Origin of the sequence: Peribacillus sp. R9-11, assembly GCF_031345095.1 — a bacterium.
Lineage (GTDB): Bacteria > Bacillota > Bacilli > Bacillales > DSM-1321 > Peribacillus > Peribacillus butanolivorans.
Genome location: NZ_CP133763.1, coordinates 987,278 through 1,012,743 on the forward strand (window position 1 = coordinate 987,278; position 25,466 = coordinate 1,012,743).

Sequence of the window (25,466 nt, forward strand, 5' to 3'; positions counted from 1 at the left end):
GGTAAAAAAATGGTTTATTTTCATTGTGTGTACCTATTATTATTTTAATTATATCAGAACTATTTTTAAGAAAAGTAGAAAATGGTACAGAGGTGATACAAACTATAAAAATGGGGGTAGGATAAGATGCAGAGAGAAACCAGAGAGAAACTTGGATTATTGTTAGGATTAGTAGGTGTCATTTGTTTTAGCTTAACACTCCCTGCTACAAGTATTGCAGTAGAGTATTTTGGGACTACGATAGTCGGTTTAGGAAGAACAGTCGTTGCTGCTATTTTAGTAGTTGTGGTATTGATCGTTCGAAAAGAAAAACTACCTTCTCCAGGCCAATTCAAAAGTCTACTTATTGTTGCTGTTGGTGCAGTTTTAGGATTTCCTCTCCTCACTTCTTGGGCAATGGAATCCTTACCTGTTTCTCATGGAGCTGTGGAATTAGCCCTGTTACCGTTAGCAACAGCCGGATTTGCTATGTTTAGAGCAGGTGAAATCCCTTCTCTCAAATTCTGGATTTCAAGTATAATCGGCTCTTTAGCTGTCATTATGTATGCACTTCATCTTGGATTCGGTCAATTGCAATTTGCCGATTTAGCTTTACTAGCAGCAGTGATTATACTGGGACTTAGTTACGCAGAAGGGGGGAAATTAGCGAAAGAATTAGGTAGCTGGCAAGTAATTGCTTGGGCAATTATGATCGGTGCTCCATTTTTTATTATTCCAGTTGGGCTAAACCTTACAACTGAAATGCTCCATGCCCCTTTACAAGCTTGGGTTAGTTTTATTTATCTCGCAGTGGTTAGTCAGTTTCTGGCATATGTTGCTTGGTATAGCGGAATGGCTATGGGCGGAATAGCAAGAGTTAGTCAGATTCAATACTTACAACCATTTTTGATGATTCTATTTGCAACAGTATTTCTAGATGAATCCATCACATTTTTCACTCTTGTAATAGCAGTGATTGTTGTCTTTTCTGTTATTTTAGGCAAAAATGCTCACGTATCAAAAAACGGAGCTGTATCAGAGAAAAACTAACTGCATGTTCAATTGAGATAGGTAACGTATGGCATATAGCTTATAGAACGACCGAATTGTATTAGATGAAGAAGTTGTCATGAATATAGAGGATTGTGGTTAACAAACCGTTATCCTATAGAGAAATTATAAAATTAATGATAAGAAAAGATTCTGAGAGGAGAAAAAACATGTATATTCCTACACATTTTAAAATTAAAGACGAAACGCTTGCCTTCGACATTATAAAGGAACATAGTTTTGCGACTCTTTTTTCTCAACATAATGGAATGCCTTTTGCGACTCATTTACCGTTAATTTTGAACAAGGATAATTCATACTTATATGGACATTTTGCTCGTCCTAATCCTCAGTGGAAAGACATCAAAAATCAAACCGTCTTAGCTATTTTTCATGGTCCGCATTGTTATATCTCCCCATCTTGGTATGAGACGAATAAAGCAGTACCAACATGGAATTATGTGACCGTTCATGTTTACGGAGAAGTCGAACTGCAAGAGGATGAACATGAGTTAATGAGCTCCCTACATGATATGGTATCGAAGTACGAAGCTCCTGACAGTTCATACAGTTTGCAAGATGTTGATGCTGAGTTTCTCGCTGGTATGAACAAGGGAGTTCAAGGATTCAAAATAAAAATTAACAAAATAGAAGGGAAAGCAAAGTTAAGTCAAAACCATCCATTGCAGAGACAAGAGTCAATTGTTAATCAACTGGAACAAATTTCAAATACAGATGAGCAACTGATTTCATTATTAATGAAAGGAAACCTAAAAAAATAACGTTGAATGTTACTGCACTAACAGGAGTGTTGATCCAATAAGGATTAACGCTCTTTTTTTTTGAACTTCTTTTAGATCAATTCGGTGACGGAATATATGAGGTAATAAAAGTTGATGACGGAGAAGTCTAACTTCAATAAGGGAGAGCTAAAGGGGCAGGATATTTGAAAGAAGGAGTAATCAGGGGAATTCTAAAGACAAAAGTGTAAGTATGTTATAATTGCTGGTAAATTCAGAATTTTCGGAGGGGCAAGATGAGTATTACACAAGATGCTTTAAAGTTGGATTTTGCATACCTTAAAACCTTTACTAAGCGAATTGAAACCACGTGGGGTTCAATATTTTGTAATGAAAGCCAACCAAATTATTATGACGCAAATCACGCACATATAAGTGACACGTGTCATAATCCACAGTTAGTAATAGATGAAGTAATCAGCTATTATAAATCTAGAAAAATCATACCAAGATTCTATATCTACAACTTAGAAATCCAACAAAACCTAATTACTGAATTAAAATCAAAGAATTTTAGTTATGAAGAATTAATTAGTCCTGTTCAATTATGGAATAACCGAGTGATTGAAATCGTTAATAACAACAGAGTTACTATTGAAAAAGTAACAGAAGAAAATTACCAAGAAGCTTTAGATATAGAGAGTAGCATTAAAGAGTTTGGAGGAAAGGAAACAATTGAGAAGGTCTATGAAGAGCAATTCAATCATAGCTCTTTCACACATTATCTTCTTCGGTACGATGGAATAGCCTGTTCCACTGCATGTATCTTTGTAGATGGGAATCAAGCTCGAATGGAAAGTGTAGCTACAATTGAAGAGTTCAGAGGAAAAGGCTTAATAGGTGAAGTTATACATTTTATACAAAAAGAAGTAATGAATAGAGGAATAAAGAAGCTTTGGGTTTTTCCGATAAATGAATCAGTAGAAAAAGTATATCAAAAGTATGGATTTCAAACAGTTGATAAATTGAAAAATGGACATTCATTTTTAGCTGGGAAAAGTATTAAAGAAATTAGAGATTAGAAATAGTCTTAAACTAATAGGTGCTTGTATTAAGTAGGTTGTTGGTCAGTCTTTTTATTTGAAAGCTATGTTTAACTTGATTGCTGATTTCATTCAAATAAAAAAGCGAATTCGAAATATAAATCGAATACGCTTCTTTTTTTGGGCAGCGAATAATTAATAATTGCCCCTCGAAAAATCCAAAAACTCATTAATTAGCCCTAACAACATATCCAAAATAATAAAAATTATAATAATTGTAATGATACGTTGCAATGTAAGAACATAAACTTCTTTATCTTTATAACGCTTATAAAAAATCCATAAAACAATTCCTCCTGATAAAAAGATTAAATTAAATGCTAAATATACAATCTTAAAAATAGTCAACTTTCAAAAACACCTTCTCTTTTCTTAACTAAGACAGCTTATTTATTTCATTATAGCTATTACTCTACAAATATTTGCGAAAGCAATGTTATGCTATCATTTTTCTTAATGGAATCGTTGCTTTTGTTTCGTTTATTGGGTGTAAGCAACTTTCCATCGCAAACTTGCGAATACTACGTTCATCTGTATCAAAAGCAAGTGTATCCAAGAAATTAAACCAACCCCAATACGTTGTAAAAAGAAATAATAAAGCCATTGAAAAAATGTTCATCATGTTATTCCGGAATCGAGCCATTTAATCGAATAAAACAATGCATAATCGATAAAAAACACAAAAAGCGAATTTTTTTTGAAATGGTTTCAAGATTAATTAAAGTAATTTTTTCTATATATATGGGGATAATTCAGAGAGGATTCTTTTATGAAGTTTTGTAAGGTGAAAATAAAATTCCCCTGAAAGGATGAAATAAATGAAAGTGGTTACAATTTCAACAGTAGATGAACTTGTAAACGCAGTTGGCAATCAAGCGATTGAAGTAATTCGTGTGAAAGGAAAAATAATTGAAAGTCCTTCGTTAAACTTGTCACCAGGGCAACAATTACTGGGTGAAGGTGATTCAATGATCAAATTTAAGAGAGGTATTGATGGTATTGAGGTAAGTCGGGACAATAAGATTGAAGGATTAACATTTATAGTTGAACCTAGCTGTCGAGCAATTTTAAACAGACCAGATGTAGATTCACTCGGAACATTAAGCTTAAAGAATGTAAAAACAATCGGACAAATTCAACTATTAGCTACTGGTTCTGTACGTTCGGGGCATGTAATTGCACAAAATGTGGAAGTAATCGAAGCGGATACGAGGGAACTACAGGATCGACCTAAAGGATTTGGTGTATACGTCTTGCAGGGAGCCTTTACATTATGGAATCAACAAACCGATTCGAACGTGACAATTACAGCTCATCTTACTGGTCTGAGGGCAGGAAGTAATGAAAAACCTGTACAAGGAAGTGGCATATTTGTTAGTGGGGCTGGCGATGTAGGCGGTCGAATCGAAGTGGATATGTTAGAAACAGGTGAGATACACTCAAATGGTGGAATTAAACAAGGCACGCCAGATGTCATTTCAGGTGGCGTTTTTGTCGTTTATGGTGCGCATGTTAAAAAGGTTGTGAATCATGGTTCTGTAACGACGTATGGTGTGAATGATATGGTGTTAGATAATTGGGGAATGGTGAACGAATGGATGGCAGAAAAGCGAATTACTTCTCATGGGCCAAGTGGTATTGGTTTTGTAAACTTTAGCGAAATCGGGACGCTGCGTATCCTCAGTGATATCGAAACGTACGGGATCGGTGCTCGGGGGTTTAATTTGTATGATGGAAGCTTAAAATATGCAGAATTTAAACGGATTGTTACTCATGCAAATGCTGCTGTTGGTATTCAAGTCAGTCGACCTCTAGGAACATTAGTCGTGCATGAAGATATTGAAACATTTGGAGGTGAAGGGGAATCCTTAGTAAAGGGAGTCATCACGCAACTATCTGCCGACGGATTAAGTGTCAAAGAAGGCGGTAAAATTGATAAGGTCGAAATTGGCGGCAGAATCGTTACAAATGGGCAAAATGTTCGAAGTCTTCACGTACAAGGTGAAATAAATACAATGACGGTCAAGGGTGGAATATTCTCAAATGGATCTGGATCGAAGGCAGTATTAATTGAAAATGGTATCGTCCCATTAAACGGTATAAAAATATATGAACAATCAGCAAAATAAAGAAAAATTTATCTTAATAATAGTCCTTATTGGAGTTAAGACAAACTATTTGGTAGATCAGCTACTGAGGAGGAAAAAACAATGACAAAATTAAATATCGGAATTATCTTAGGAAGTACACGCCAAGGACGTGTAAGTCCACAAGTAGGAGAATGGGTAAAAGGAATTGCTGACAAACGTGGCGATGCGAATTATGAAATCGTAGATATTGCAGACTTCAATTTACCTTTTGTATTTACAACTAATGGTGAAGAACCAGGATTAAAAGCTTGGTCAGAAAAGCTTACTAATTTAGATGGGTTTGTATTCATTGTGGCAGAATATAATCATAGCATCACAGGTGCATTAAAGAATGCATTAGATTCAGCTCGTGACGAATGGAATAATAAAGCTGCTGGTATTGTAAGCTATGGTTCAACTGGTGGTGCTCGTGCAGCTGAACATTTACGTGGAATTTTAGGAGAATTACTAGTTGCAGATGTTCGTGTACATCCAACATTGTCATTATTTACAGATTTTGAAAATGGAAGTGTTTTTAAACCAGCTGAACACCACCCTAAAAATGTAAATGCTATGCTTGACCAAGTTATCGCCTGGAGCGGTGCATTAAAAACTTTACGATAAAAATCATTCCAAACATTAGTAAATGTGAGGAGGATTATAGCTATCCCTCTTTTTGTGATAGCGTAATAACGGTTTAATGATATGAGTTCAGATCATTTTGGCTTTGTGAAGGCAAAGTGAAATAAAGGAGATATAATAAAACTCAATATTCTACCATGTAATGCACATTTTCTCCACGCCGCCCTTGGAGGCTTTCCCTCCCATATCAACGGGTCATAAAATATGCCCTCTCATTTCTTCGTCATGCCTATCCAAGGGGTGGAGGCCTTACCGGACCTTACTTATACAATTGTCGTCTTCATTGGATTGCGCTATTTGGATTTGGACTTTATGCGACCCCATCAACAGATATATCTGTATCTAATGCTCCTGCTGACAAAGTCGGTGAAGCAGCAGGAGTTTATAAAATGGCAAGCTCACTTGGCAGTGCAATAGGCGTCGCGATTTCTGCAGCTGTTTACGGTGCAATTGCAGCAAATGGAAATCTTGAACCAGCGGCTACAGTAGGTAGTATCGTAAACGTTATATTCGGTGTACTTTCAATATTCTCTACTATCTTTTTGGTGCCAAAAGATGCCGGTAAAACATCTAATGCTCCTGAAAAATTACCAGTTTGAAGCCCTGTTGTAGAATAATTAGTAGTTGGAAATGTAAAACGCCACATTTAGTGGCGTTTTCGAAAATAATAAAAGGAGGAAGAGTTTATGAGAAGTGAATTAATAGAAATGTTAGAATCTCGTAAGGATGAAATTATTGAAATTCGCAGACATCTACACCAAAATCCTGAGCTTTCTTTTAAAGAAGAAAAAACAGCTCAATATATTATTGATTTTTATAAAGGAAAGGACGTAGAAGTTCAATCTAATGTAGGTAATGGATACGGAATTATCGTGACAATTAAAGGTGGAAAGCCTGGAAAAAACATTGGTCTGCGCGCTGATTTTGATGCGCTCCCAATCGTCGAAGAAACGGATGTACCATTTACATCAAAAAATGAAGGCGTTATGCACGCGTGTGGTCATGATGGCCATACAGCCTACTTGTTAGTCTTAGCGGATTGCCTAATTCAATTAAAAGATGAAATTCCAGGTACAATAAAAATTATTCATCAACATGCGGAAGAAGTTCCGCCAGGCGGGGCAAAGAGTATTGTAGAATCCGGCATGCTTGACGATTTAGATAATGTATTTGGAATTCATCTGCTGCCAATGGGCCCAGCAGGAGTTGTTGGTTATCACGCTGGATATTCTTTTAACGGCAGGGCTTATATGAAATTAAAAATTCAAGGTAGAGGTGGACATGGTTCCTCACCACATCTAGCGAATGATGCCATTGTGGCTGGTGCTCATTTTGTTACAGCCGCTCAAACGATTATTAGCCGTCGATTAAGTCCTTTTGATATTGGTGTGATAACGATTGGTTCTTTTGATGGAAAAGGAACATTCAATGTAATTAAAGACAGCGTAGAGCTTGAAGGCGATATCCGTTATATGACTGTTGAAACAAAAGGAACAATTGAAAAAGAAGTTAAACGTCTTGTAAAAGGACTTGAAGAAGAATTTGGTGTAACATGTGATCTAACATATACGAATGATTATCCACCTTTATATAATGATCCTGAAATAACAGAAAAGGTTGCTGAGTTTCTCAAGAATGCAAATGATAAAGATATTAAAGAAGTAAAGGAATTTCCAGCAATGCCACCATCTGAAGACTTTGCTTACTATGCTGAAAAATTCCCTTCCTGCTTCTTTTACATTGCTTGTACACCTAAAGGAGTAGAAAAACCTTATTTTAATCATAATCCTAAATTTGATATCGATGAAGATGCCCTTCTCGTGGCAGCAAAAGCAGTAGGATATGTAGTTTGCGGTTATTATGAGTTAGATTAGGAAAAAGATTAGAATTGTTTGTAAGGTGTGGTATAGATGACCACATGGTTCGGTGTATTAGATAATTCTATTGATAAAAAGCAAAACGAATACCGAGACAAGCTAATAAAGAAGAAAGCGAAAAATCCATAGTATCATTGAGTTTGTGTAACATGAAACTACAAATGGAACATCAATTATCAGGAGCTGATCAGCAGCTCTTTTTCTTATGGAACTAAGGGGCAGGTTAGTAAAAGAAGGAATTTCCATTTTTCACACAAATGAAAAGGTGTCCAATGGTATGATTGAAAAAGAAATTGTACAGAACTTAATTTGTAGGGGGAAATATATTCTTGAAAATGGTTAGAATTATCTTAACAATAGTGGTTATTGTTCTATCAGGTTATAGTCTAATAACTCAAACCTATGAGTTAATGCCGTATTATATGTTGTTCCTTGGGGCACTTACGTTGGTGACAGGATTAGCCGAACTTCAAAAAGACAGAAAAGGATTTTGGGGGTATATGAATATTGCTATCTCTTTATTTATTTTCTTTGCTTCCATACAGGCTTTCTTAATGAACTAAACGGGTGCTTTACTTCCATAAGTAAGGATGTCTTTTGTGTCGTATAAGACACAAACTGTGAAATAAAAATGAAAAAGAAAGAGTATCATATTACTCTTCCTTTCTGTCTATTTTATACTTGTCTAACCTTAATGAAATGTCTCTAAGTAAAATGTTTCTTTCCTTTTGAGTTTTGAGGAAGCTGATTAAAAACCAAACAATAAATGCTATTGGAATTAAATAAAATAGTATACCAGAAAGTGCCATAAAGTCTACCCAGTCCATTGTTTCTCTCTCCAATCTTTCTATATTGGTGAATTATAGCATATTTGTTTGATAGATTCTTAAATTGAACGGAATCCCAAACTATCGGAGCTGTCTTTAAGGCAGCTTTTTTTTTATGCAACTATAGGGGCAGTTTAGTGCAATAAGAAAATCAAAAATTGGGGATAATAACCTTTAATATTGTTAAATGAAAAGGAGATCTCCAATGAAGAGTAAATTTTCTTTTATTATTATTTAAATACTGCTGATAATAAATAATCAGAAATGATTGTTAGACATTACCTAAAAGGTGGAGTGAAAAAGTGGAAAATCATATTGCTTACCTTCTAGAACATTATGGGTACTTCGGAATTATATTTGCTTTAATCGGAGGTATTGTTGGACTTCCTATACCCGACGAGGTTATTCTTACATATATTGGTTACAATGTGTTTCAGGGTAAATTATCTTACTTAATTTCAATAGTAAGTGCCTTTGTAGGAGCAACGGGGGGGATTTCGCTTAGCTACTTCATTGGTTATAAATTTGGGTTGCCTTTATTAGAAAAGTTTGGACCAAAAATTCACATTACGGAACAAAAAATTAATAGAACAAAGAAATTATTCAAGAAATTCGGACCCTTTCTTTTATTATTTGGTTATTTTATTCCTGGGGTACGGCACCTTACAGCGTATATAGCAGCTGTCAATCGCTTCCCTTTTAGAATATTTGTTGTTTACGCCTATACTGGTGCATTAATATGGAGTTTTACTTTTATCACACTAGGAAGAATATTAGGGGAAAATTGGACCAATGTTGAACTATATATGTCAAAATACTGTATTTATTTAATTACGAGTTTATTGGTCCTTTCAATATTCATTTATTTTTTATGGAAGAGAAGAAATCGATTAAGAAGGGGTATTTCATAAAAGTGCCGGTTAAGATGGAGGACTTTAATAAAATTATATTTAGGGCTTATAAAACTAACAGGTGCGTTAGTTTAGATCGGAGCTGTCTTTAAGGCAGCTTTTTCTTTATGCAACTAACGGGGCAGTTTAATTGAAGAAGGAAATTTAATATATTAAAAAGAATATACATATTTTGAGCAAATCCTCAAAAGGAAGGAAGTGATATTGGTTGAGTCGTATTAATAAGTTTGATTTCATCAAGGCTTCTATTGAAGACATTGATAAGATAGTTAGTTTGCGGTTAGCACTTTTAAAAGAACTAGGTTAGTTAAAATCTCTTCAGGAGGAACATCTTATGGAGACATCAACAAGAGAGTATTTACATAAAGCACTTTCAAAAAATGAATTTATATCCTATATTGCGGAATCGAATGGGGAAGCCATTAGTATTAGTGGAATGGTTTAATTTCAAAGACCACCATATTTGGAAAATCTTCATGGGGTTGAAGCCTACATTCTTAATATGTACACTATCCCTGAGTATCGTGGAAAAGGTTTGGCAAAACGAATGCTAAAAAAATGTATAGACGAAAGCAGAAATAGTGGTGTTAAACGGATTTGGTTGCACGCCTCTAAATGGAAAACATCTATACAAAAAAATGTGCTTTACGACGAAGGATAGTGAGATGGAGTTGTTTCTTTAATACGTTTTCTTGTTATCGATTAACGGGTGCAATAGTATAAGGTTGCCTGCTGCTTCGGCGGCTTTTTTTCCACTAAAGGGGCAGGATAAATGAAGAAGAAATCTCAATAGAAATACAAGATCACATGGTAATATAGTTTAAAAAGGGCTGTTATTAGACATGAAATTTTTTTTAATTGTTGCAATGGACAAGAATAGAGTAATTGGTAAAGAGAATGCCATTCCGTGGAGAATTCCAAAGGATTGGCAGTATGTAAAGAATACTACAAAGGGACATCCAATCATATTAGGTAGAAAGAACTTTGAGTCAATTGGAAGTGTCTTACCCGACAGAAGGAATATTATTTTGACAAGAGATAAGGCTTTTAATTTTGATGGTTGTGAAATTGCTCATTCAATCAAAAATGTTTTTAAGTTATGTGAAAATGAAGAAGAGATTTTCATTTTTGGAGGGGAACAAATTTATAAAATGTTCTTACCTTATGTAGAAAGGCTGTATATTACAAAAATTCATCATGAATTCGAAGGGGATACATTTTTTCCGGAAATTAATTTTAATGAATGGGAAGAAGTATCTGTAGAAAAAGGGATTACTGATGATGAAAATCCATATATTTACTATTTTCATGTTTATGAAAGAAAAAACATACTAAACTAACAGGCGCGTTTCTTCATTATTGTGTTTAGGAGATAATAGGGTGAATAAAGAATAAAGAATAAAGAATAAAGAATAAAGAATAAAGAAAAAAGAAAAAAGAAAGTATTTCTAAAAGGTATACTCGTTGAAATTCGAGATTCAGTCTTGTTTGAAGTAGCTTGGAGAATCTTATTTTTTATTCCAAGAATGATAATACGTTTAATCTATAATTTATTTTAACTTAAGGAAAAAAATAAGTTATTTTCAACTATCGGGTGCTATAGAATGATATAGGTTTTTGTAGCAGCTGTTTATTATTGCAAGTAGAAGGGTTATATGACATTATGTTGACCATATAGTTTATAGGCTGTTAAATAAAGAATGGAATCAAAGATAAAAGTTCTCAATGAAAAAGGGATCTTCCAATCGAAGATCCCTTTTTATACTGCTATTTCACTTAAAGTCACCCAGTCATTATTGGATCATTCCGTCCTCTTGAGCGATTTTTTCTACCTTATTATCGAAAGAGTATTCAAAAAAACCCATAAATTCATCACCATATATGCTATGAACATTGGTCATCATTTCAATAAAGTCAGGGAATTTTCCATACGTACGATTACAACAATCTTTCTAATCATTATCTTTTAACTAAGGGCTTTACATCTTGCGGAATAGGGGAGACATAGCTTTTCCCTTTTAATCGTTCTTTTAGCTCTGCTTTTGCCTTGTCAATTAATTCTGGATTTTGGAGTACTTCTACTGCAGTTGCCGCAATAACCTTGCCAGCATGAAGCATACCTTTATGGGCAATAGATGTTGATCCGAGTGTAACCCACTGCCAGCTATGCAGAGGGGATCCAAGAACAAAACAAGCTGTTGTGCATTGAGCAGTAGGAACAATCCAACTAACATCCCCCACATCCGAGGAACCTGTTAATGGCGATTGACAGCCCTCAATGGGTTCCAACCAACTTGCCATAGCATCATCTTGACTATCATTAAACGGATTGATTGTACTATTCCTTTCTTGTTCGGTTAAGGTAGCACGGATCTCTTTTGCAAGCTGTTTTTCTTTATCATCGTGTTGTGGAATACCTAATTCTTGAAAATTCTTATACATAACGGAATCTAACACTGTGTTTTGGATAACATTAGAACAGGCTTTATCGAAAACGATTTCTACTTCAGTTCCTGTCATAAGGGCTGCTCCCCTAGCAATATTACAAACTCTTAAGTAAATATCTTGAACTTGTGAAACTTCTGGAGCTCGTAATAAATAAAGAACTTCTGCATCTTGTTGGACAACATTAGGCGATAATCCACCAGAATTCGTTATCGCATAATGAACTCTGGCGTCTTGGATAATATGTTCTCTTAAATAGTTCACGCCAACATTCATAAGTTCTACGGCATCTAAAGCACTACGTCCCAAATGTGGTGATGCTGCTGCATGAGAGCTTTTTCCTTTAAACTTATAATACACTTGGAAATTGGAAAGTGAATCCATCGACATAATTCCGTTAACATCTAGTGGATGCCAACAAAATGCAAAATCAACGTCATCGAATAAACCTTCTCTGACCATGAAGGTTTTGCCTGATCCGCCTTCTTCTCCAGGACATCCATAATAACGAACTGTCCCATTTATATGATTCTCTTCCATATAATTCTTCACTGCAACAGCAGCAGCTAACGATCCAGTACCAAGTAAATTGTGACCACATCCATGGCCATTTTCACCTTGTACAATTGGCTCTTGTTTAGCTGTAGCTGTTTTTTGACTCATACCTGACAACGCATCAAATTCTCCCATGATTGCCACAACAGGTTTACCAGTTCCAAAGCTACCAATAAATGCTGTCTCTATGTTTCCAACACCTTTTTCAACAGAAAAGCCTTCGTTTTCTAACGTGCTGCAAAGCAATTCAGCAGATTGATATTCTTCAAAACGTGTTTCTGCAAAATTCCATATACAGTCACTAACTTCAATGAATTTTTCTTTTTTTTGTTCAATGATTTCTGATAGTCTATTTACATGTGTCATTTTACACGCATTCCTTCCTATATATAATCAATTTAATATGAATGTATATTCGATTTAATATGAAATATTATTTTAAAAGTCGTCTTGCAATAAGATTCAAAAGTTCTACACTTCTTGGTAACACTTCTTCTTGAATATCAAATTTAGGATGGTGGTGTGGTGCAGGAATATCGGTCCCAATAATCATATATGTCCCTTTACCACCATTATCCTGTACTCTTCGAATCATAAAACTTGCATCCTCGCTTCCAGCAGAACCGGATTCCCTACATGCTTTGATTGTTGAAAAACCATCTACATTTCGGGCTTCTTCCATAGCTAGATCGACAAGTTCTTGATCACAATGAATCGTAATTGCTTGTCCTATAATTTCAATTTCATATTCAAGCTCATGCATACCTGCACTATGAGCCACGATATTTCGAACACGTTTCTCCATTTCTGCATTTGTTTCTTCGGTTACGGAACGGGTTTCAATTATCATTTTTGCATGCGCTGGAATAATATTAGCGGCTGTACCACCATTAAGAATACCTACATTTATGCGGGTAGAACCTGAACTAAATCTTGGAATAGCATGAATATTTAATAATGCAGTGGCTGCTCCTAACAATGCATTTTTTCCTTTTTCAGGAGAAGCACCTGCATGAGAAGATACCCCGTGAAAATGAGCTGCCATTTTCGTACTTGCTAAAAAGCCAGAAGACCCACCATGAAATTCTCCTAGAGGGACATCTGTGCCAAGGTGCAGACAATATAAATGATCCACATCATCTAAAATTCCTTTTTGTACAATTGAATAGGCACCGCGTACTCCCTCTTCAGCTGGTTGAAAAATAAGCTTAACCGTTCCTGCAAAGTTCTGGTCCGCTAATTTTTCAGCAAGCCCTAATCCAATTACTGTATGGCCATCGTGTGCACAGGCATGCATATTCCCTTCATATTTGGAACGAAAACCGTTAGTTTGTGGGAAGTGGTCAGAATCAGTACTTTCCGTTACAGGTAATGCATCCATATCAAACCGGAAAGCTACAGTTGGGCCATCTGTTTTTCCTTTTAATATACCGATAACAGCAGTATATCCACCCTCCATTTCTTGGAGAATTTCTGGATTTGCACCGTCTTGTAATGCTCTATTAAATGTTTCTTGTAATACTTCTGTAGGTGGAACTCCACGGCGAGAATCCCCATCTAAAGCATCTTTTCCAAATATCACGTTATATTTCAAAGAAGTTAGTACTTCTACTACTTTTGAAGCAGTTCGAAATTCGGTAAAGCCAACTTCTGGGTGTTGATGAAGATCACGTCTTAAAGAAATAATATCCAATTCTTTCACTCCTAAAGTTATTTGATGAAAATTTAATAATTTTCGACGAGTTTTGGCGTCTAGCCCAAGCAGCCTAGCCCCTCGAGTCGCTGAAGGGGCTATTCAAGGCGCTTGCGATTTTTCAAATTACGGTAATTTCGGGTATACGCCAGGACCAATTGGGAGGCCAAGGAAATACCAAACCACTACCAATAGCGTCCAAATGATAAAGATGATAATCGGATATGGCAATATAAGAGAATAATAAGTTCCTAGTTTTGCATCTTTTCTATACTCTTGTAGGAAACTTAAGAATAGTGGGACAAATGGAGATACAGGTGCTAATGGTAGAACAGATGAATCTGCTACCCTAAAAAGCATTTGGGCGAAGGCAGGATGATAGCCTAATACCATAAACATTGGAACAAAAACCGGAGCTAATATAGACCAAATCGCGGATCCGCTAGCAATAAACATGGAAAGAAGTCCAGATAAGAACATTAACCCAATAAGGACGGGTGCACCATCTATGTTTAGCTGTTCTAAGAGATCTGTGATGGATAATGCCAAAAATTTACCCATATTACTCCAGTTAAAGCAAGCGACAAATTGGGAAAGTGGAAAAACCATAATAATAAATCCGGCCATTCCTTTAATCGGGTCTACTAATAATTCTGGTATATCATTTTGTTTCTTAATTGCTCCCACCTTAACTCCATAAGTAATAGAGACTGTAAAAAAGAAAAGTAAGATGATCGCGACAATACCAGACATAAATGGAGAGGGAAGAATAGCTCCAGTTTCTGGATTTCGTAATAGGGCTCCTTCTGGAACGACTAGAACGACCATAACAGCTATAAAAATCAATGCTGAAATACCTGTAGCCAGGAGTGCTTTGTTTTGTTGCTTCGTTAATTGTTCCAATTTTTTATGCTTACCGCTACCTTCATATTTTCCTAAGCGCGGCTCAACAAATTTATCTGTAATCAAGGCAATGACAACAGTAAGTACGAGAACTGAAGTAGCCATAAAGAACCAGTTATCGGTAACATTAACTGTCAAATTTGCTTTCATACCATTCGCTACTTCCGAACTAATTCCTGATAGCAAGACATCTGTTGTGACGATTAATAAATTGGCAGTGAAACCTGAACCAACCCCAGCAATAGCAGCGAGCAACCCAGCAACAGGGTGCCGTCCCACAGCAAGGAAAATTAAAGCTCCAAGAGGAGGCATAATAACAAGCGCAGCATCAGAAGAGACATGGCTAAAAAATGCAACGAATACAACTAAATAACTCGCGTATTTCCCTGAGACCTTTAACGACATTTTTCGAATCAAAACTTCTAACAAACCGACTTTTTCAGCAAGTCCTACGCCTAGCATTAGGGCTAAAATAGAACCTAGTGGTAAAAAGCCGGAAAAGTTTTTAATCATATTCGGCAGTATCCATTGAATGCCTTCACGGCTTAAGAGATTTTGAACTTCTACTTTCTCTCCACTAATGGGATCCGATGCCGAAACATGGAAAACAGATAAGAGAGCGGTTACAACAAATAAAAAGGCGATCATATAAATAAATAAAATAAATGGATGGGGGATTTTGTTTCCTATTCGCTCTACTTGATTGAAAAATCCACCTTTTTTATGATTTTGCAGATTAGTTGTATCTTTCATTACTTTTTGTTCCATTACATTCTCCTCCTAAACCTTCTTCCATTTGTAGTTTGTGCTTTTTTTGTACCATTTAATTTATAAACTTTTTCTCTAAACCTTCCTTAAGCTAAAATTACCCAAAATGGTCTTTCATCCTTCGTGTACTTCATACATACCTTTCAAATTACTTGTTTTTCATTTAACGAATACTTAACGTTATTTTCGTTAAATGTATTATATAATTAAGAATAATCTATTTCAATAAAATTTTCAGAAAAAAAGGAATCTTTTTTTTTCTAGCTTTAGTAATACTTTCTAAACAAACAAAAGGTTTTGAATCTTTTGCATGTATAAGTTCTACCACTCTTGACCTCACGATAGAGAAGTAAACCATATTAAGTAGCACCGTTTATTTATGTCAAACGGCGCTTTACATGTTATTAATATTTGGATCTCATTATTATTCCCTGTTGGGGTTAATTGGTTATTTTGATATAATAAATCTAATAGTATGATGTAGGGGTGAAGTAAACTTGTATAAAATTGGTGTTGTAGGTCCACTTTCATCTTTAAAGAAAATTCGGGATGTTACTAATGAATTTGAGCATGAAATAGATTTCATTGATTTTCCATATGAAGATGCACGAGAGGTAACGGACATTATAAAAAATCACCAAAACGCAGTAAATGGTTGGTTTTTCTCTGGACCAGTTCCTTATAGAATTGCAAAAGAAATGTTAGATTCAGAGGCCAATTTTACGTATTGTCCTCCTGTTGGATCTAGTTTATATAGATGTTTTTTACAAATGTCTGCGGATCAAAAGTATTTTTTCGATAAGATATCCATCGATATGATTCGATTAGAAGACTTTTTTTTGCAAGAGTCGCTACAAGAACTAGGAATTTCCACTGAACATATTTATGTAAAAACATTTGATGAACAATATAATTTTCAAGACATTGTTCAATTTCATCTTCAGTTGTGGAGGGAAGGGGAGGTACAAGGTGTCCTTACCGTTTTACAATCTGTATATGAAGCATTGAAGAAAGAAAATGTTCCTGTCTACAAAATAAATATGACAAAGATGGAAATTAGACAAGCGGTCAAGATTTTAATTGAAAAAGCAAAAAGTACTTATTTCAAGGATAGTCAGATAGGTGTAGAGATTATTGAAATTGATCAGTTTGATCAATTTGTAGACGAGGTTAATATTCGTTACCATCTGCAGCATTTGGAGCTGAAAATTAAACAAACATTGCTTTCATTTTGCGAAAAATTAGATGGATCCCTCATCGAAAATGGAAACGGCCGCTATCAAATATTTAGTTCACGCAAGGCAATTGAACGAGAAATTGGTAGCTTGCAAAGTACTGTTCAACAACTGTCACTTGAGATGGATGTCTCTGTTGCAGTTGGAATTGGTTTTGGTGAGACGGCTGCATCGGCTGAAATCAATGCTCGTAAGGCGATCCGTCATTCGAAGAAGCAAGAAAGTTCCGGCATTGTTGTTATCCAGGAAGATGGTTTAATGATCGAATCTGTAGGTCAAGAAGAACAATTGGCATATACCTCCCGTTCTAATGATAAAGAACTGCTAGATAAATTAAATCAGGCTAACATTAGTGTAAAAACGTATAAAAAGATTGAAGCATTGATTGATCGTATGGGCTGGGACGGCTTCACTTCCTCAGACTTAGCTTCTCATTTATCTATGACCGTTCGAAATGCCCAGAGAATTATGAGTAGTTTAAGTGAAAGCGGTTTAGTGGAGTACAAAGGAGAAGAACTTCAATCGCCTCGGGGAAGACCTCGTAAAATTTATATGTTAAAGAAGTAACACCTCGACATTTTTGATATACAATTTAATTTCCGAGGAAAGTTTTGAGGATTTCTCTTAATTAACTCTCCCTAAGTTAGCGTCACATTGCCATCAAGTTAACAATTTATAATACCCTCAGAACAAAATTTTGGGCTTTCTTGTAACAAAGAAGCTCATTTTATCGTTTTGGGGGTTGTCCTATTTTCTTAGCTTGATGGGCATGTGGTGTACCTCAATAAGCATATAAAAGAATCCTCCAATTCTAAACAGCAGCATATAAGATTCATTATATGAACTTTTGAATGTACGTTCGTTACATTCAAATTAGAGAAAATACCCTTGTTCAACTAAAGGGTCAGGATAGTGCAATAAAGAATTCAATTTATAAAGGAATTTTCACCATTTAAAAAGAATAATTAATTATAGTAATAAACAGAGGGAGAGATGAAATGTTTCCAATATTAGAGACAGAAAGACTAATATTAAGAGAAATAACAAAAGAGGATGCAGAAGGAATTTTTGCTTGTTTTTCTAACGAAAATGTAACACGTTATTATGGACAAGAAACATTAGAGAGTATAGAAGAAGCAGAGAAATTCGTTGATTTCTTTTCAAATAACTACAATGAAAAAAGAGGCATACGCTGGGGGATTGAAAAAAAAGAGACCAAAGGTATAATTGGAACAATTGGTTTTAATGCTTGGTTACCTAAACATAAAAGAGCAGAAATAGGTTACGAAATCCATCCAGAGCAGTGGGGAAAAGGATATGCTTCAGAAGCAGTATCTAGAGTTCTTACATATGGTTTTGATGTTATGAATTTAACTCGTATAGGTGCTGTTGTATTTTTAAACAATGAAGCATCTAATAAGTTACTGACCAATATTGGTTTTCAAAAAGAGGGGGTTTTGAAGAAATATATGTATCAGAATGGTATAGCACACGATACATATGTCTATTCATTACTTAAAAATAATAAGTAAACGTGTTTAGCTAACGGCTTTAAAGGCTGTGACGATCAGCTTTTTTCTTATGCAACGAACGGGGCAGGATTGTTGATTAAAGAGCTATTTTATTATGTTAAAAGTGTTAAAATAAACTATGTAGTGGTTGGTTAAATCGGCTGTATAATCTCTAAAAGAAAGGAATAATATATAATGTTGACTTTCATTTTAGTTGTTCTGATGTTATTTTTAATCCCAGGTCCCGCTGTTTTTTTGACAATATCTCAAACTATTAAAGGTGGAAAAAAGAATGGAATTATCACAGGCTTGGGTATTGCTGTTGGTGACTTAATTCATACTCTTGCGGCAGTTGTTGGACTTTCCGCGATATTAATGACATCTACACTTGCTTTTGGAGTTGTTAAATATTTAGGTTCAGCATACTTAGTTTATTTAGGAATAAGAGCTTTGCTTGAAAAATCAAAGAAAATTGAAAAACCTATTATTAAGAAAGTGAATAATAATCTATCATTTCGTCAGGCTTTGTTAATTGAATTACTAAACCCTAAGACTTCATTATTTTTCTTAGCTTTCTTACCACAGTTTGTAAAAAGTGATGGTTCCCCAGTGACAATTCAGCTTTTAATGCTTGGGTTAACATTTGTACTGATGAGCATAATGTATACCACTCTCTTAGTTTTCCTAACAAGTACAATTGGCAACAAGTTATTAGTTAAATCTAACAGCAGTTCAAATTGGTTTGGGAAAGTCGTAGGTATAGTCTACATTGGTTTGGGAATAAAGTTAGCTCTTCAAACACACGAATAGATAAATATATTTTTATTCGTTAATCAACTAACAGGTGCAATCGTTCTTTAAAGAGCTGTGATGATGATCAGCTCTTTTTCTTATGCAACAAATGGAGCAGGTTAGTTATTTAAAAAATTATGATAAAATAGGGAAAATTTTATTACTCATATCAAAAGAGACTTTTGTTTTCTTAAAGAAACTAAGAAGCACATTTCCTTATAGTCGGTACGCTAATTCCTTTTAATCACCCTTCAAAATATAAAAGACGCATTGGGAAATTATTTACCAATATATTGATTGAGGAAATGTGCTATTGCCGTATAGGCAGTTATTTTATTATTTAGTTTTACGATGGAATGACCTTCATTTTCAAAACAGATAAACTTTACAGGGTGATTTCTTGCCATTAATTTATTTACGATTTGTTCAGATTCTTCAATTGGGACGCGTGGGTCATTAGACCCATGAAGTACCATCAGCGGACTGGTAATCCGGTCAGTAAGTTTCAATGGATCAATCAGATCATAAAAGTTTCCGTCCTTTTCAATAGTTCCATATTCAACTTCGCGAAGTTTGCGTCGCCACGGACTGGTTTTTTTAAGAAAAGTTCTGAAACTTGAAATCCCAACGAGATCAATTGCAGCAGACCATAATTCCGGATAGTGAGAGATGGCTGCAAGAACCATAAATCCTCCGTAGCTCCCTCCCATAATGGCAACTCTATTAGGATCAGCGCTTCCTTCTTTCTTTAACCAATCTACTAAAGAAACAAGATCTCTTACGGAGTCCATTCGTTTGCGAACATCATCCAGATGAGTATATGTTTTTCCATATCCTGTACTCCCGCGTACGTTAGGAGTAATTACTGCATAGCCAAGGCTTAGGAAATACTGCAGAACTGGATTGAAAACAGCACGGATTTGGCTTTCAGGACCCCCATGAACATATAGAATAACAGGAATTTTTTCTGATTGGGTATTTGGCTTGAAGTAAAAGGCAGGTATTTGGAGATTGTCAAAAGATTTAAAGGAAATAAGAATGGGCTCAATTAATTTATTTTCCAAAAACTTTGTCTGAAGAGATTGAGTAAGCCGTTCTGTCTTCATTTTCTTTAGGTCAACCTGCCATATATCAGACGGATAGGTCGGCCCATTGAATACATAGGCTAATTTTTGATTGTCGGGTGAAAATGTTAAGCTAGTTATCATCCCCATTGGTGTCATCCATGTATAAAGGGCACTTGATTTTAGATCTAAAAGAATGCCTCTTGAAATACCTCCTTCATTAATTGAAAAAGCTAACTTTGAATGATCTTTACTCATAGCGAGGCCTTCAAAGTCCCACTGTCCTACCTCCAGCCAAGTGATATGTTTTGTTGAAAGATCAATGATCGAGAGCCCAAAAAATTCTCTATCTTGATTTGTTAATAAATAGAGATGATCTCCATCCTTACTGAAATGAGGGTTTTTATAGCTTGCTTCACCCTGATGATCTGTTAACCAATTCATTTCTCCTGTGTCAAGATTCAGTAAACCTAAATCGTTATCCAACTGGGAATTTGTTTTCCGAATCAATAACGAATTACAATCAGGAGACCACATGATGGAGGAATAGAGTCCATCCTTTGACAAAACCATTTGTATTTCTAATGTTTCGATATTTTGAATATAGATATCGAAAAAGCCAGGATGTCGACGATTGCTTGACCAGGCTATCCATTTTCCATCAGGTGAGTGACCCCCATATTCATGTTTATGGTCAGGAGAGTTGGTAAGCGGAATCAGTAGACCATCACTTTTGAGTAAAAACAGTTGTTGCTTCTCATTACCGCAGACATCCATGCCGATGAGAAGGCCGCGTTGTGATGAACTGTTTAAATATTTAACAAAAGTAATTCGTTCATTAGTAAAAGAAATTCGGGTAGGTTCACTTATATCGAAATCCTTTGCCCAAACCTGAGGTAAACCAGAATAATCAGCAATAAAGATTAACTTATTACAATTTGGATCATAAACAGGGTTACTGACAGTTCCAACAGACAAATATGATTTGATGCCAATTTCTTTCATACATTCACTCCTTAAAATGTGCTAGAAAAGAGAGGAATTGAGATAGCCCAAATAATAAAAAGCTCAAAAGGATCTAATTACGTCTCACAACCATTATATTTAGATGCATATATATCATGTACTTTATATCTTGGCTATGAGTGCCGAAAATAGTTGAGAACTAGATTTTAGGGAATGTTTTTAAAAGGTTTTTCCATAAGTAAATCTATAAAAGTAGTGAGCTATTTTAGTCTTTAATCATCAAATCCAGAAGGGAAACCCTCCTAGCATATTTCAAAGGGGGTCACAAAAATTTTATTTTAATTTTTGTGACCCCCTTTGTTTTTTTATCCATAACACGAAATTGGCATGTACTTTTTTGTATTTAGCAAGTTTGTTTTTTAGATTCCTATAACACAGTCGATTGTTATTGAAACCATCGATAAAATTTCCAAATAATGAGCATGAAGATCATGTATCCGAAAAGGGAATAAGAATGATGCCATGCTTCGCTATGAGTAAACAATCCTAAATTCTCCGAAAAAGATTCGGAAATACTTATACAAAGTCCAATCAAAACGATAAACAGTATTCTTGAATATGCAGTCAACGCTTTTGCGATCCATAAAAAGAGCGTAGTAAAGATTGGCAATATCAATAATGTAAAAGCGACATTGATTGTAAATGTATCTGGGAATGGTCTTGCCGGAAAGGAATACATTTGTTTACCTACAAACAGTAAGTCTAAATACGTTCCGATGAAACTAGAGAAAATTATTGTGGCTACAAAAGCCCGATGGTTACTCATCTTCTGCTTCTTCTCGGAGTAGGACGTTTTTTTTTGCCAGAATGGCAAGTTCAATTTTTTCAAGCGTTGTGCAGTATTCATCATAAATCTCCCCATCTATATTTTCTCCCTTATCGATTAAGTACTCCATGATGTGCCAGTCTTCAAACCAGTCTTTGCTTTCCTCCTCTTCATGATTAAGATCTTTCCATGTGTATATTAATCGAGGACTGTATAAGCGATCCGCACCCTTTCTTAATTGGCACTTTTTTGTTCGACGTTTATAAAATGCACGGGAGAATGATTCGTTTACATCATTAAACAAATGCGGCCAGTAGTCTTTTCGCGAACCGGTATGTGGATGATCATGAGCCCAATCTACTACTCCTGATAAGATGTTCTCACGGCTAAACAGCAGTGAGTATAATCGCTTGCCCAGCAATATTCGCTCATGAAGGGAGGTGAAATGCTTCATTGTATTCCCGACTAGTAATGTTTCTTGTTTGGTCTCATCTTTATAGAATGGAAAAAGAATGTGATTAAAGCGAAAAAAATCATAAAGTTTGAATCCAATACTATTTAGTACTGTCTTTTTAAAATGGGCATTTTGAATGACCCTTTTTTCTAAATAGCTTTGTTCATTAATAACAGTGGCAATGGCTAACATATACTGGTCGCCTGTTCTCCAAAAATGGTTCCATAATGTTTCCATAAACGTTGATACATTGAAAAAAGGTAGAAGATGAAACAGTCTTTTTGATCTTTTGACACTTTGTTCATACAACAAAAATTGTGGGTACACATCTTGGAAGATTAACCAGTTCCCTCGTTCCAAAAAAGAAAAGAAGATAAGTTGATCTTTTTCCGACAATAGTCTTGTATATAAATCCCCTTTTAAATCCGTCATATTCCAACCGCCATTACGCGATACCATATGTCCAAGTAGTGCCCAGTGTATTTCTGGGTAACGGAGGTAAAACTGAAAATAGGCATGCGTTCGAGTCACATTATTATTGTTGTGTTGTCTTGTTCGTTCTTTTATTTCATGTATTAACATTGTCTCTTCTCCCGTTAACTCCCCCGTTTTAACAGAAGTCTGTTTTTTACCTTTTTTCTTTAATTCATCTTTTACATCTAAAAGAGAGTACGGAAACGTCTTGGAAAATCCGTTCCATTTCCTTTTCCGATCGTTGTGATGCATCCTTCTTCCTCCCATTAACTTGAATGTTCTTCTTTTTTAGGCCAAATAGGTTATCGTAATAACCAACAGGTGATCAAATTCTTCAATCTATTTATGAGAAATCAATCTTTTAAACTTCTAGTAAGGATTTTTAAAGGTATTTTAACAGTGTAGCTATCATCAGTTTATTACGAACGTGAGGAACAAATGATGATCGTTTTTTCGTACAAGAGGTAGCGCGCACATTTTAATGTTATCTGTACTAAGAAAATCATAAGTATTTAAAGTATTCTAAGAAGACAAAATTGAGTGAAAAGTTTCTTTCAATATTGAGGGAGGATAGTTAAAGAGTGCTGTTTGATCTTTGTTCAACAATTGAACCATTTTATTGAATAAGATCTGCATAAATATCCCCTTACGCAGCCATTTAGGTGCGCTTGAGAGGCGTAAACGTTGATTTATCAATGGTGTATAAACGAAGATGTTTTGTAAACCTCACATGAATAACGTATACAAGGTATTTTTCTTTCATATCGCATGATAAAATGGTGTAAAAGGGAAATGTTGGTGTGGTTAGGTATGTTTTTACAGCTATAAATACCATTTCTACCATTCTTTTCTTTTTGCTACTGTTATTTTTCATTTCTCTTGGTTCATTTATACGATCAAGAGTAACAAACCAAACTAACAGAACTCTAATACAAATTAAATAAAAGTTAGATAAAATGAATGAATTACGGAAAAACAACAGAAGAATTAGAACTTACGATAATGTGAATTATGTTAAACTAGGATATTCTATAAAGAACAATGAATATATTACAGATGATAAAGGAAGTCGAATACAGGATGTATAAAATCGGACTAGTCGGTCTAAAAACTTCTATAGAACGGATATTAGACTTGGCAGAAGAATATAAACATGAGTTGGAATTCATCTCTTTTCCCTATGTAAATACCGAAGAGGTAGAGGGAATTGTAAAAGAACATAATTCTCACGTACATGCATGGCTTTTTTCTGGTCCACTTCCCTATGAAATTGCGACAAAAACACTAGGTACAGATAAAATAATGGTCCATGTTCCTGCTACGGAATCAGGTTTTTATAAATCTTTTTTAGAGATGATCTACGAACAGGGGAAAATTATTGAGCATCTAAGTATTGATACTATGTCCTCAAATAATATTAGCGAAGAAGCTTTGTCACAGTTGAATATAAAAACCCAAAAGATTTATACGAAAGTGTTTGAGTTAGATGTTGATACGAATGAATTGGTACATTTTCACTTAAATTTATGGAATAAGGGAAGGACAGAAGGCGCTTTTTCTTGTTTTCCGTCTGTGTGTGAAGCTTTAAGGGAATACGGAATTCCAGCCTATCGGATGACGATGAGTAAGATGGAAGTGCGACAAACGCTTCGGATTCTTTCTGAAAAAGTAAAGGCTTCCTACTTTAAAGACACACAAATCGGAGTTGAAATCATTGAAGTTGAATATTTTAACAGAGTGGCAGAGGAAATGAAAACTCCTTATCATTTACAGTACTTGGAGCTCCGGCTAAAAGAAATGCTAATTCAACTTGGTGAAAAAATAAATGGTTCCTTTTCAGAGAAAGGGAATGGAAGATACATGATTTTTAGTTCGCGCGGAGCAATTGAACGAGAAATTATTATGCTCGAAGATACCATTCAAAAATTGGCTTTTGAAGCAGATACAACAGTTGCTGTTGGAATTGGCTTTGGCGAGACTGCCTATTCGGCGGAAATCAATGCTTTTCGTGCTATTCAACATTCAAAGGATATGAAGAAGCGTGAAATTGTGATTATTCAAGATGATGGCAAAATTATTGAATCACCAGGCAAAAAGAAAGAACTACAATATGATACCCGTACCCACAATAAACTCCTTATAGAAAAGTTAAAAAAGGGTAATATAAGTGTTAAAACGTATAAGAAGATATCGGCTCTCGTTCAAAGAATGGGCTGGAGTGATTTTACTACTAAGGACTTAGCGACATATCTTGAGATGACAGAGCGCAATGTTCGGCGTATTGTTGCGGATATGTGCGAGGTTGACTTGGCACAATGCGTTGGTGAAGAGGCTAACGCCACCCGTGGAAGGCCGAGTAAAATTTATCGATTATTATAAATTGTAAGCACCCATAATTTGGGTGCTTATTTTTTTTGTACCTCAATTTAGCATATTAAAGCGTTGAAAGGGAAAAATTAACTATTGGATTCAGTCAGAAAAAATAGTTTAGAATTTTCAAAAAAATATTGAAATAAAGCTTA

The 25,466-nt window shown here is 35.2% G+C and carries 21 protein-coding genes and 1 pseudogene; 15 read left to right on the top strand and 7 right to left on the bottom strand.

What is annotated here, in order from left to right; genetic code table 11:
- Positions 1–126 precede the first annotated feature (126 nt).
- The 3 genes from RE409_RS04720 (at position 127) to RE409_RS04730 (ending at position 2,851) form a co-directional block, all read left to right on the top strand.
- Entirely contained in the window at positions 127–1,029 is a 903-nt protein-coding gene (locus RE409_RS04720) for a DMT family transporter (RefSeq protein WP_201221967.1), read from the top strand.
- A 170-nt stretch (positions 1,030–1,199) separates the two neighbouring features.
- Complete coding sequence (locus RE409_RS04725) at positions 1,200–1,811, top strand: FMN-binding negative transcriptional regulator (protein ID WP_201221965.1); 612 nt, start codon at positions 1,200–1,202, stop codon at positions 1,809–1,811.
- 254 nt (positions 1,812–2,065) lie between these two features.
- The gene (locus tag RE409_RS04730) at positions 2,066–2,851 is read left to right on the top strand and encodes a GNAT family N-acetyltransferase (protein ID WP_309558631.1); all 786 of its coding nucleotides are present in this window, start codon (positions 2,066–2,068) and stop codon (positions 2,849–2,851) included.
- Between the two features lie 457 nt (positions 2,852–3,308).
- Here the strand turns inward: RE409_RS04730 and RE409_RS04735 are convergent, their stop codons facing one another.
- Positions 3,309–3,515 (bottom strand): hypothetical protein, encoded by a 207-nt coding sequence (locus tag RE409_RS04735; protein WP_309558632.1) that lies wholly within the window; start codon positions 3,513–3,515, stop codon positions 3,309–3,311.
- 175 nt (positions 3,516–3,690) lie between these two features.
- Between RE409_RS04735 and RE409_RS04740 the strand changes: the two genes are divergently transcribed.
- From RE409_RS04740 to dfr, 8 genes and pseudogenes are all read left to right on the top strand, one after another.
- Positions 3,691–5,001: a hypothetical protein gene (locus RE409_RS04740; RefSeq protein ID WP_309558633.1), complete on the top strand. Its 1,311-nt coding sequence runs from the start codon at positions 3,691–3,693 to the stop codon at positions 4,999–5,001.
- 81 nt (positions 5,002–5,082) lie between these two features.
- Positions 5,083–5,625: an NADPH-dependent FMN reductase gene (locus RE409_RS04745; protein ID WP_201221959.1), complete on the top strand. Its 543-nt coding sequence runs from the start codon at positions 5,083–5,085 to the stop codon at positions 5,623–5,625.
- Positions 5,626–5,886: 261 nt separating this feature from the next.
- A pseudogene (locus tag RE409_RS04750) lies at positions 5,887–6,242 on the top strand (MFS transporter); the annotation flags it as partial.
- A gap of 87 nt (positions 6,243–6,329) precedes the next feature.
- Complete coding sequence (locus RE409_RS04755) at positions 6,330–7,517, top strand: amidohydrolase (protein WP_201221957.1); 1,188 nt, start codon at positions 6,330–6,332, stop codon at positions 7,515–7,517.
- A 338-nt stretch (positions 7,518–7,855) separates the two neighbouring features.
- Complete coding sequence (locus RE409_RS04760) at positions 7,856–8,083, top strand: DUF3953 domain-containing protein (RefSeq protein WP_201250906.1); 228 nt, start codon at positions 7,856–7,858, stop codon at positions 8,081–8,083.
- Positions 8,084–8,649: 566 nt separating this feature from the next.
- The gene (locus RE409_RS04765) at positions 8,650–9,258 is read left to right on the top strand and encodes a DedA family protein (RefSeq protein WP_201221953.1); all 609 of its coding nucleotides are present in this window, start codon (positions 8,650–8,652) and stop codon (positions 9,256–9,258) included.
- Positions 9,259–9,760: 502 nt separating this feature from the next.
- Positions 9,761–9,919, top strand: coding sequence for a GNAT family N-acetyltransferase (locus RE409_RS04770; RefSeq protein WP_242486171.1), 159 nt, complete (start codon positions 9,761–9,763; stop codon positions 9,917–9,919).
- 181 nt (positions 9,920–10,100) lie between these two features.
- Entirely contained in the window at positions 10,101–10,598 is a 498-nt protein-coding gene (gene dfr, locus RE409_RS04775) for a DfrD/DfrG/DfrK family trimethoprim-resistant dihydrofolate reductase (protein WP_309558634.1), read from the top strand.
- A 619-nt stretch (positions 10,599–11,217) separates the two neighbouring features.
- On the opposite strand, the gene RE409_RS04780 is transcribed toward dfr, so the two are convergent.
- The 3 genes from RE409_RS04780 to RE409_RS04790 all read right to left on the bottom strand — a co-directional run bounded on the left by RE409_RS04780 (position 11,218) and on the right by RE409_RS04790 (position 15,607).
- Complete coding sequence (locus tag RE409_RS04780; RefSeq protein WP_201182426.1) at positions 11,218–12,624, bottom strand: M20 family metallopeptidase; 1,407 nt, start codon at positions 12,622–12,624, stop codon at positions 11,218–11,220.
- A gap of 67 nt (positions 12,625–12,691) precedes the next feature.
- Positions 12,692–13,951 carry an amidohydrolase gene (locus RE409_RS04785; RefSeq protein WP_201182425.1) on the bottom strand — a complete coding sequence of 420 codons (1,260 nt, stop codon included), beginning with the start codon at positions 13,949–13,951 and terminating at the stop codon, positions 12,692–12,694.
- A gap of 126 nt (positions 13,952–14,077) precedes the next feature.
- Complete coding sequence (locus RE409_RS04790; protein ID WP_053347958.1) at positions 14,078–15,607, bottom strand: AbgT family transporter; 1,530 nt, start codon at positions 15,605–15,607, stop codon at positions 14,078–14,080.
- A gap of 512 nt (positions 15,608–16,119) precedes the next feature.
- Here RE409_RS04790 and RE409_RS04795 point away from each other — a divergent pair.
- From RE409_RS04795 to RE409_RS04805, 3 genes are all read left to right on the top strand, one after another.
- Positions 16,120–17,424: a helix-turn-helix domain-containing protein gene (locus RE409_RS04795; protein ID WP_201182421.1), complete on the top strand. Its 1,305-nt coding sequence runs from the start codon at positions 16,120–16,122 to the stop codon at positions 17,422–17,424.
- Positions 17,425–17,855: 431 nt separating this feature from the next.
- Positions 17,856–18,389 carry a GNAT family N-acetyltransferase gene (locus RE409_RS04800; RefSeq protein ID WP_201182419.1) on the top strand — a complete coding sequence of 178 codons (534 nt, stop codon included), beginning with the start codon at positions 17,856–17,858 and terminating at the stop codon, positions 18,387–18,389.
- 174 nt (positions 18,390–18,563) lie between these two features.
- The gene (locus RE409_RS04805; protein ID WP_201182417.1) at positions 18,564–19,178 is read left to right on the top strand and encodes a LysE family translocator; all 615 of its coding nucleotides are present in this window, start codon (positions 18,564–18,566) and stop codon (positions 19,176–19,178) included.
- A 260-nt stretch (positions 19,179–19,438) separates the two neighbouring features.
- Here RE409_RS04805 and RE409_RS04810 read toward each other — a convergent pair whose 3' ends face one another.
- The 3 genes from RE409_RS04810 to RE409_RS04820 form a co-directional block, all read right to left on the bottom strand.
- A complete protein-coding gene (locus RE409_RS04810; protein ID WP_309558637.1) occupies positions 19,439–21,229 on the bottom strand; it encodes a S9 family peptidase in 1,791 nt (596 codons plus the stop codon).
- A 406-nt stretch (positions 21,230–21,635) separates the two neighbouring features.
- Positions 21,636–22,016, bottom strand: coding sequence for a CBO0543 family protein (locus RE409_RS04815; RefSeq protein WP_201182413.1), 381 nt, complete (start codon positions 22,014–22,016; stop codon positions 21,636–21,638).
- Entirely contained in the window at positions 22,009–23,196 is a 1,188-nt protein-coding gene (locus RE409_RS04820; RefSeq protein WP_201182411.1) for a DUF2515 domain-containing protein, read from the bottom strand. The genes RE409_RS04815 and RE409_RS04820 overlap by 8 nt, the downstream gene beginning before the upstream one ends.
- Positions 23,197–24,024: 828 nt before the next feature.
- Here RE409_RS04820 and RE409_RS04825 point away from each other — a divergent pair.
- Positions 24,025–25,323, top strand: a complete 1,299-nt coding sequence (locus tag RE409_RS04825) for a hypothetical protein (RefSeq protein WP_201182409.1) — start codon at positions 24,025–24,027, stop codon at positions 25,321–25,323.
- Positions 25,324–25,466: the final 143 nt, after the last annotated feature.

Bases quoted from the DNA above. Each gene is read 5' to 3' on its own strand.
- RE409_RS04720 (WP_201221967.1), top strand. From the start codon at position 127: ATGCAGAGAGAAACCAGAGAGAAACTTGGATTATTGTTAGGATTAGTA.
- RE409_RS04725 (WP_201221965.1), top strand. From the start codon at position 1,200: ATGTATATTCCTACACATTTTAAAATTAAAGACGAAACGCTTGCCTTC.
- RE409_RS04730 (WP_309558631.1), top strand. From the start codon at position 2,066: ATGAGTATTACACAAGATGCTTTAAAGTTGGATTTTGCATACCTTAAA.
- RE409_RS04735 (WP_309558632.1), bottom strand. From the start codon at position 3,515: ATGGCTCGATTCCGGAATAACATGATGAACATTTTTTCAATGGCTTTA.
- RE409_RS04740 (WP_309558633.1), top strand. From the start codon at position 3,691: ATGAAAGTGGTTACAATTTCAACAGTAGATGAACTTGTAAACGCAGTT.
- RE409_RS04745 (WP_201221959.1), top strand. From the start codon at position 5,083: ATGACAAAATTAAATATCGGAATTATCTTAGGAAGTACACGCCAAGGA.
- RE409_RS04755 (WP_201221957.1), top strand. From the start codon at position 6,330: ATGAGAAGTGAATTAATAGAAATGTTAGAATCTCGTAAGGATGAAATT.
- RE409_RS04760 (WP_201250906.1), top strand. From the start codon at position 7,856: ATGGTTAGAATTATCTTAACAATAGTGGTTATTGTTCTATCAGGTTAT.
- RE409_RS04770 (WP_242486171.1), top strand. From the start codon at position 9,761: ATGTACACTATCCCTGAGTATCGTGGAAAAGGTTTGGCAAAACGAATG.
- dfr (WP_309558634.1), top strand. From the start codon at position 10,101: ATGAAATTTTTTTTAATTGTTGCAATGGACAAGAATAGAGTAATTGGT.
- RE409_RS04780 (WP_201182426.1), bottom strand. From the start codon at position 12,624: ATGACACATGTAAATAGACTATCAGAAATCATTGAACAAAAAAAAGAA.
- RE409_RS04790 (WP_053347958.1), bottom strand. From the start codon at position 15,607: ATGAAAGATACAACTAATCTGCAAAATCATAAAAAAGGTGGATTTTTC.
- RE409_RS04800 (WP_201182419.1), top strand. From the start codon at position 17,856: ATGTTTCCAATATTAGAGACAGAAAGACTAATATTAAGAGAAATAACA.
- RE409_RS04805 (WP_201182417.1), top strand. From the start codon at position 18,564: ATGTTGACTTTCATTTTAGTTGTTCTGATGTTATTTTTAATCCCAGGT.
- RE409_RS04810 (WP_309558637.1), bottom strand. From the start codon at position 21,229: ATGAAAGAAATTGGCATCAAATCATATTTGTCTGTTGGAACTGTCAGT.
- RE409_RS04815 (WP_201182413.1), bottom strand. From the start codon at position 22,016: ATGAGTAACCATCGGGCTTTTGTAGCCACAATAATTTTCTCTAGTTTC.
- RE409_RS04820 (WP_201182411.1), bottom strand. From the start codon at position 23,196: ATGCATCACAACGATCGGAAAAGGAAATGGAACGGATTTTCCAAGACG.
- RE409_RS04825 (WP_201182409.1), top strand. From the start codon at position 24,025: ATGTATAAAATCGGACTAGTCGGTCTAAAAACTTCTATAGAACGGATA.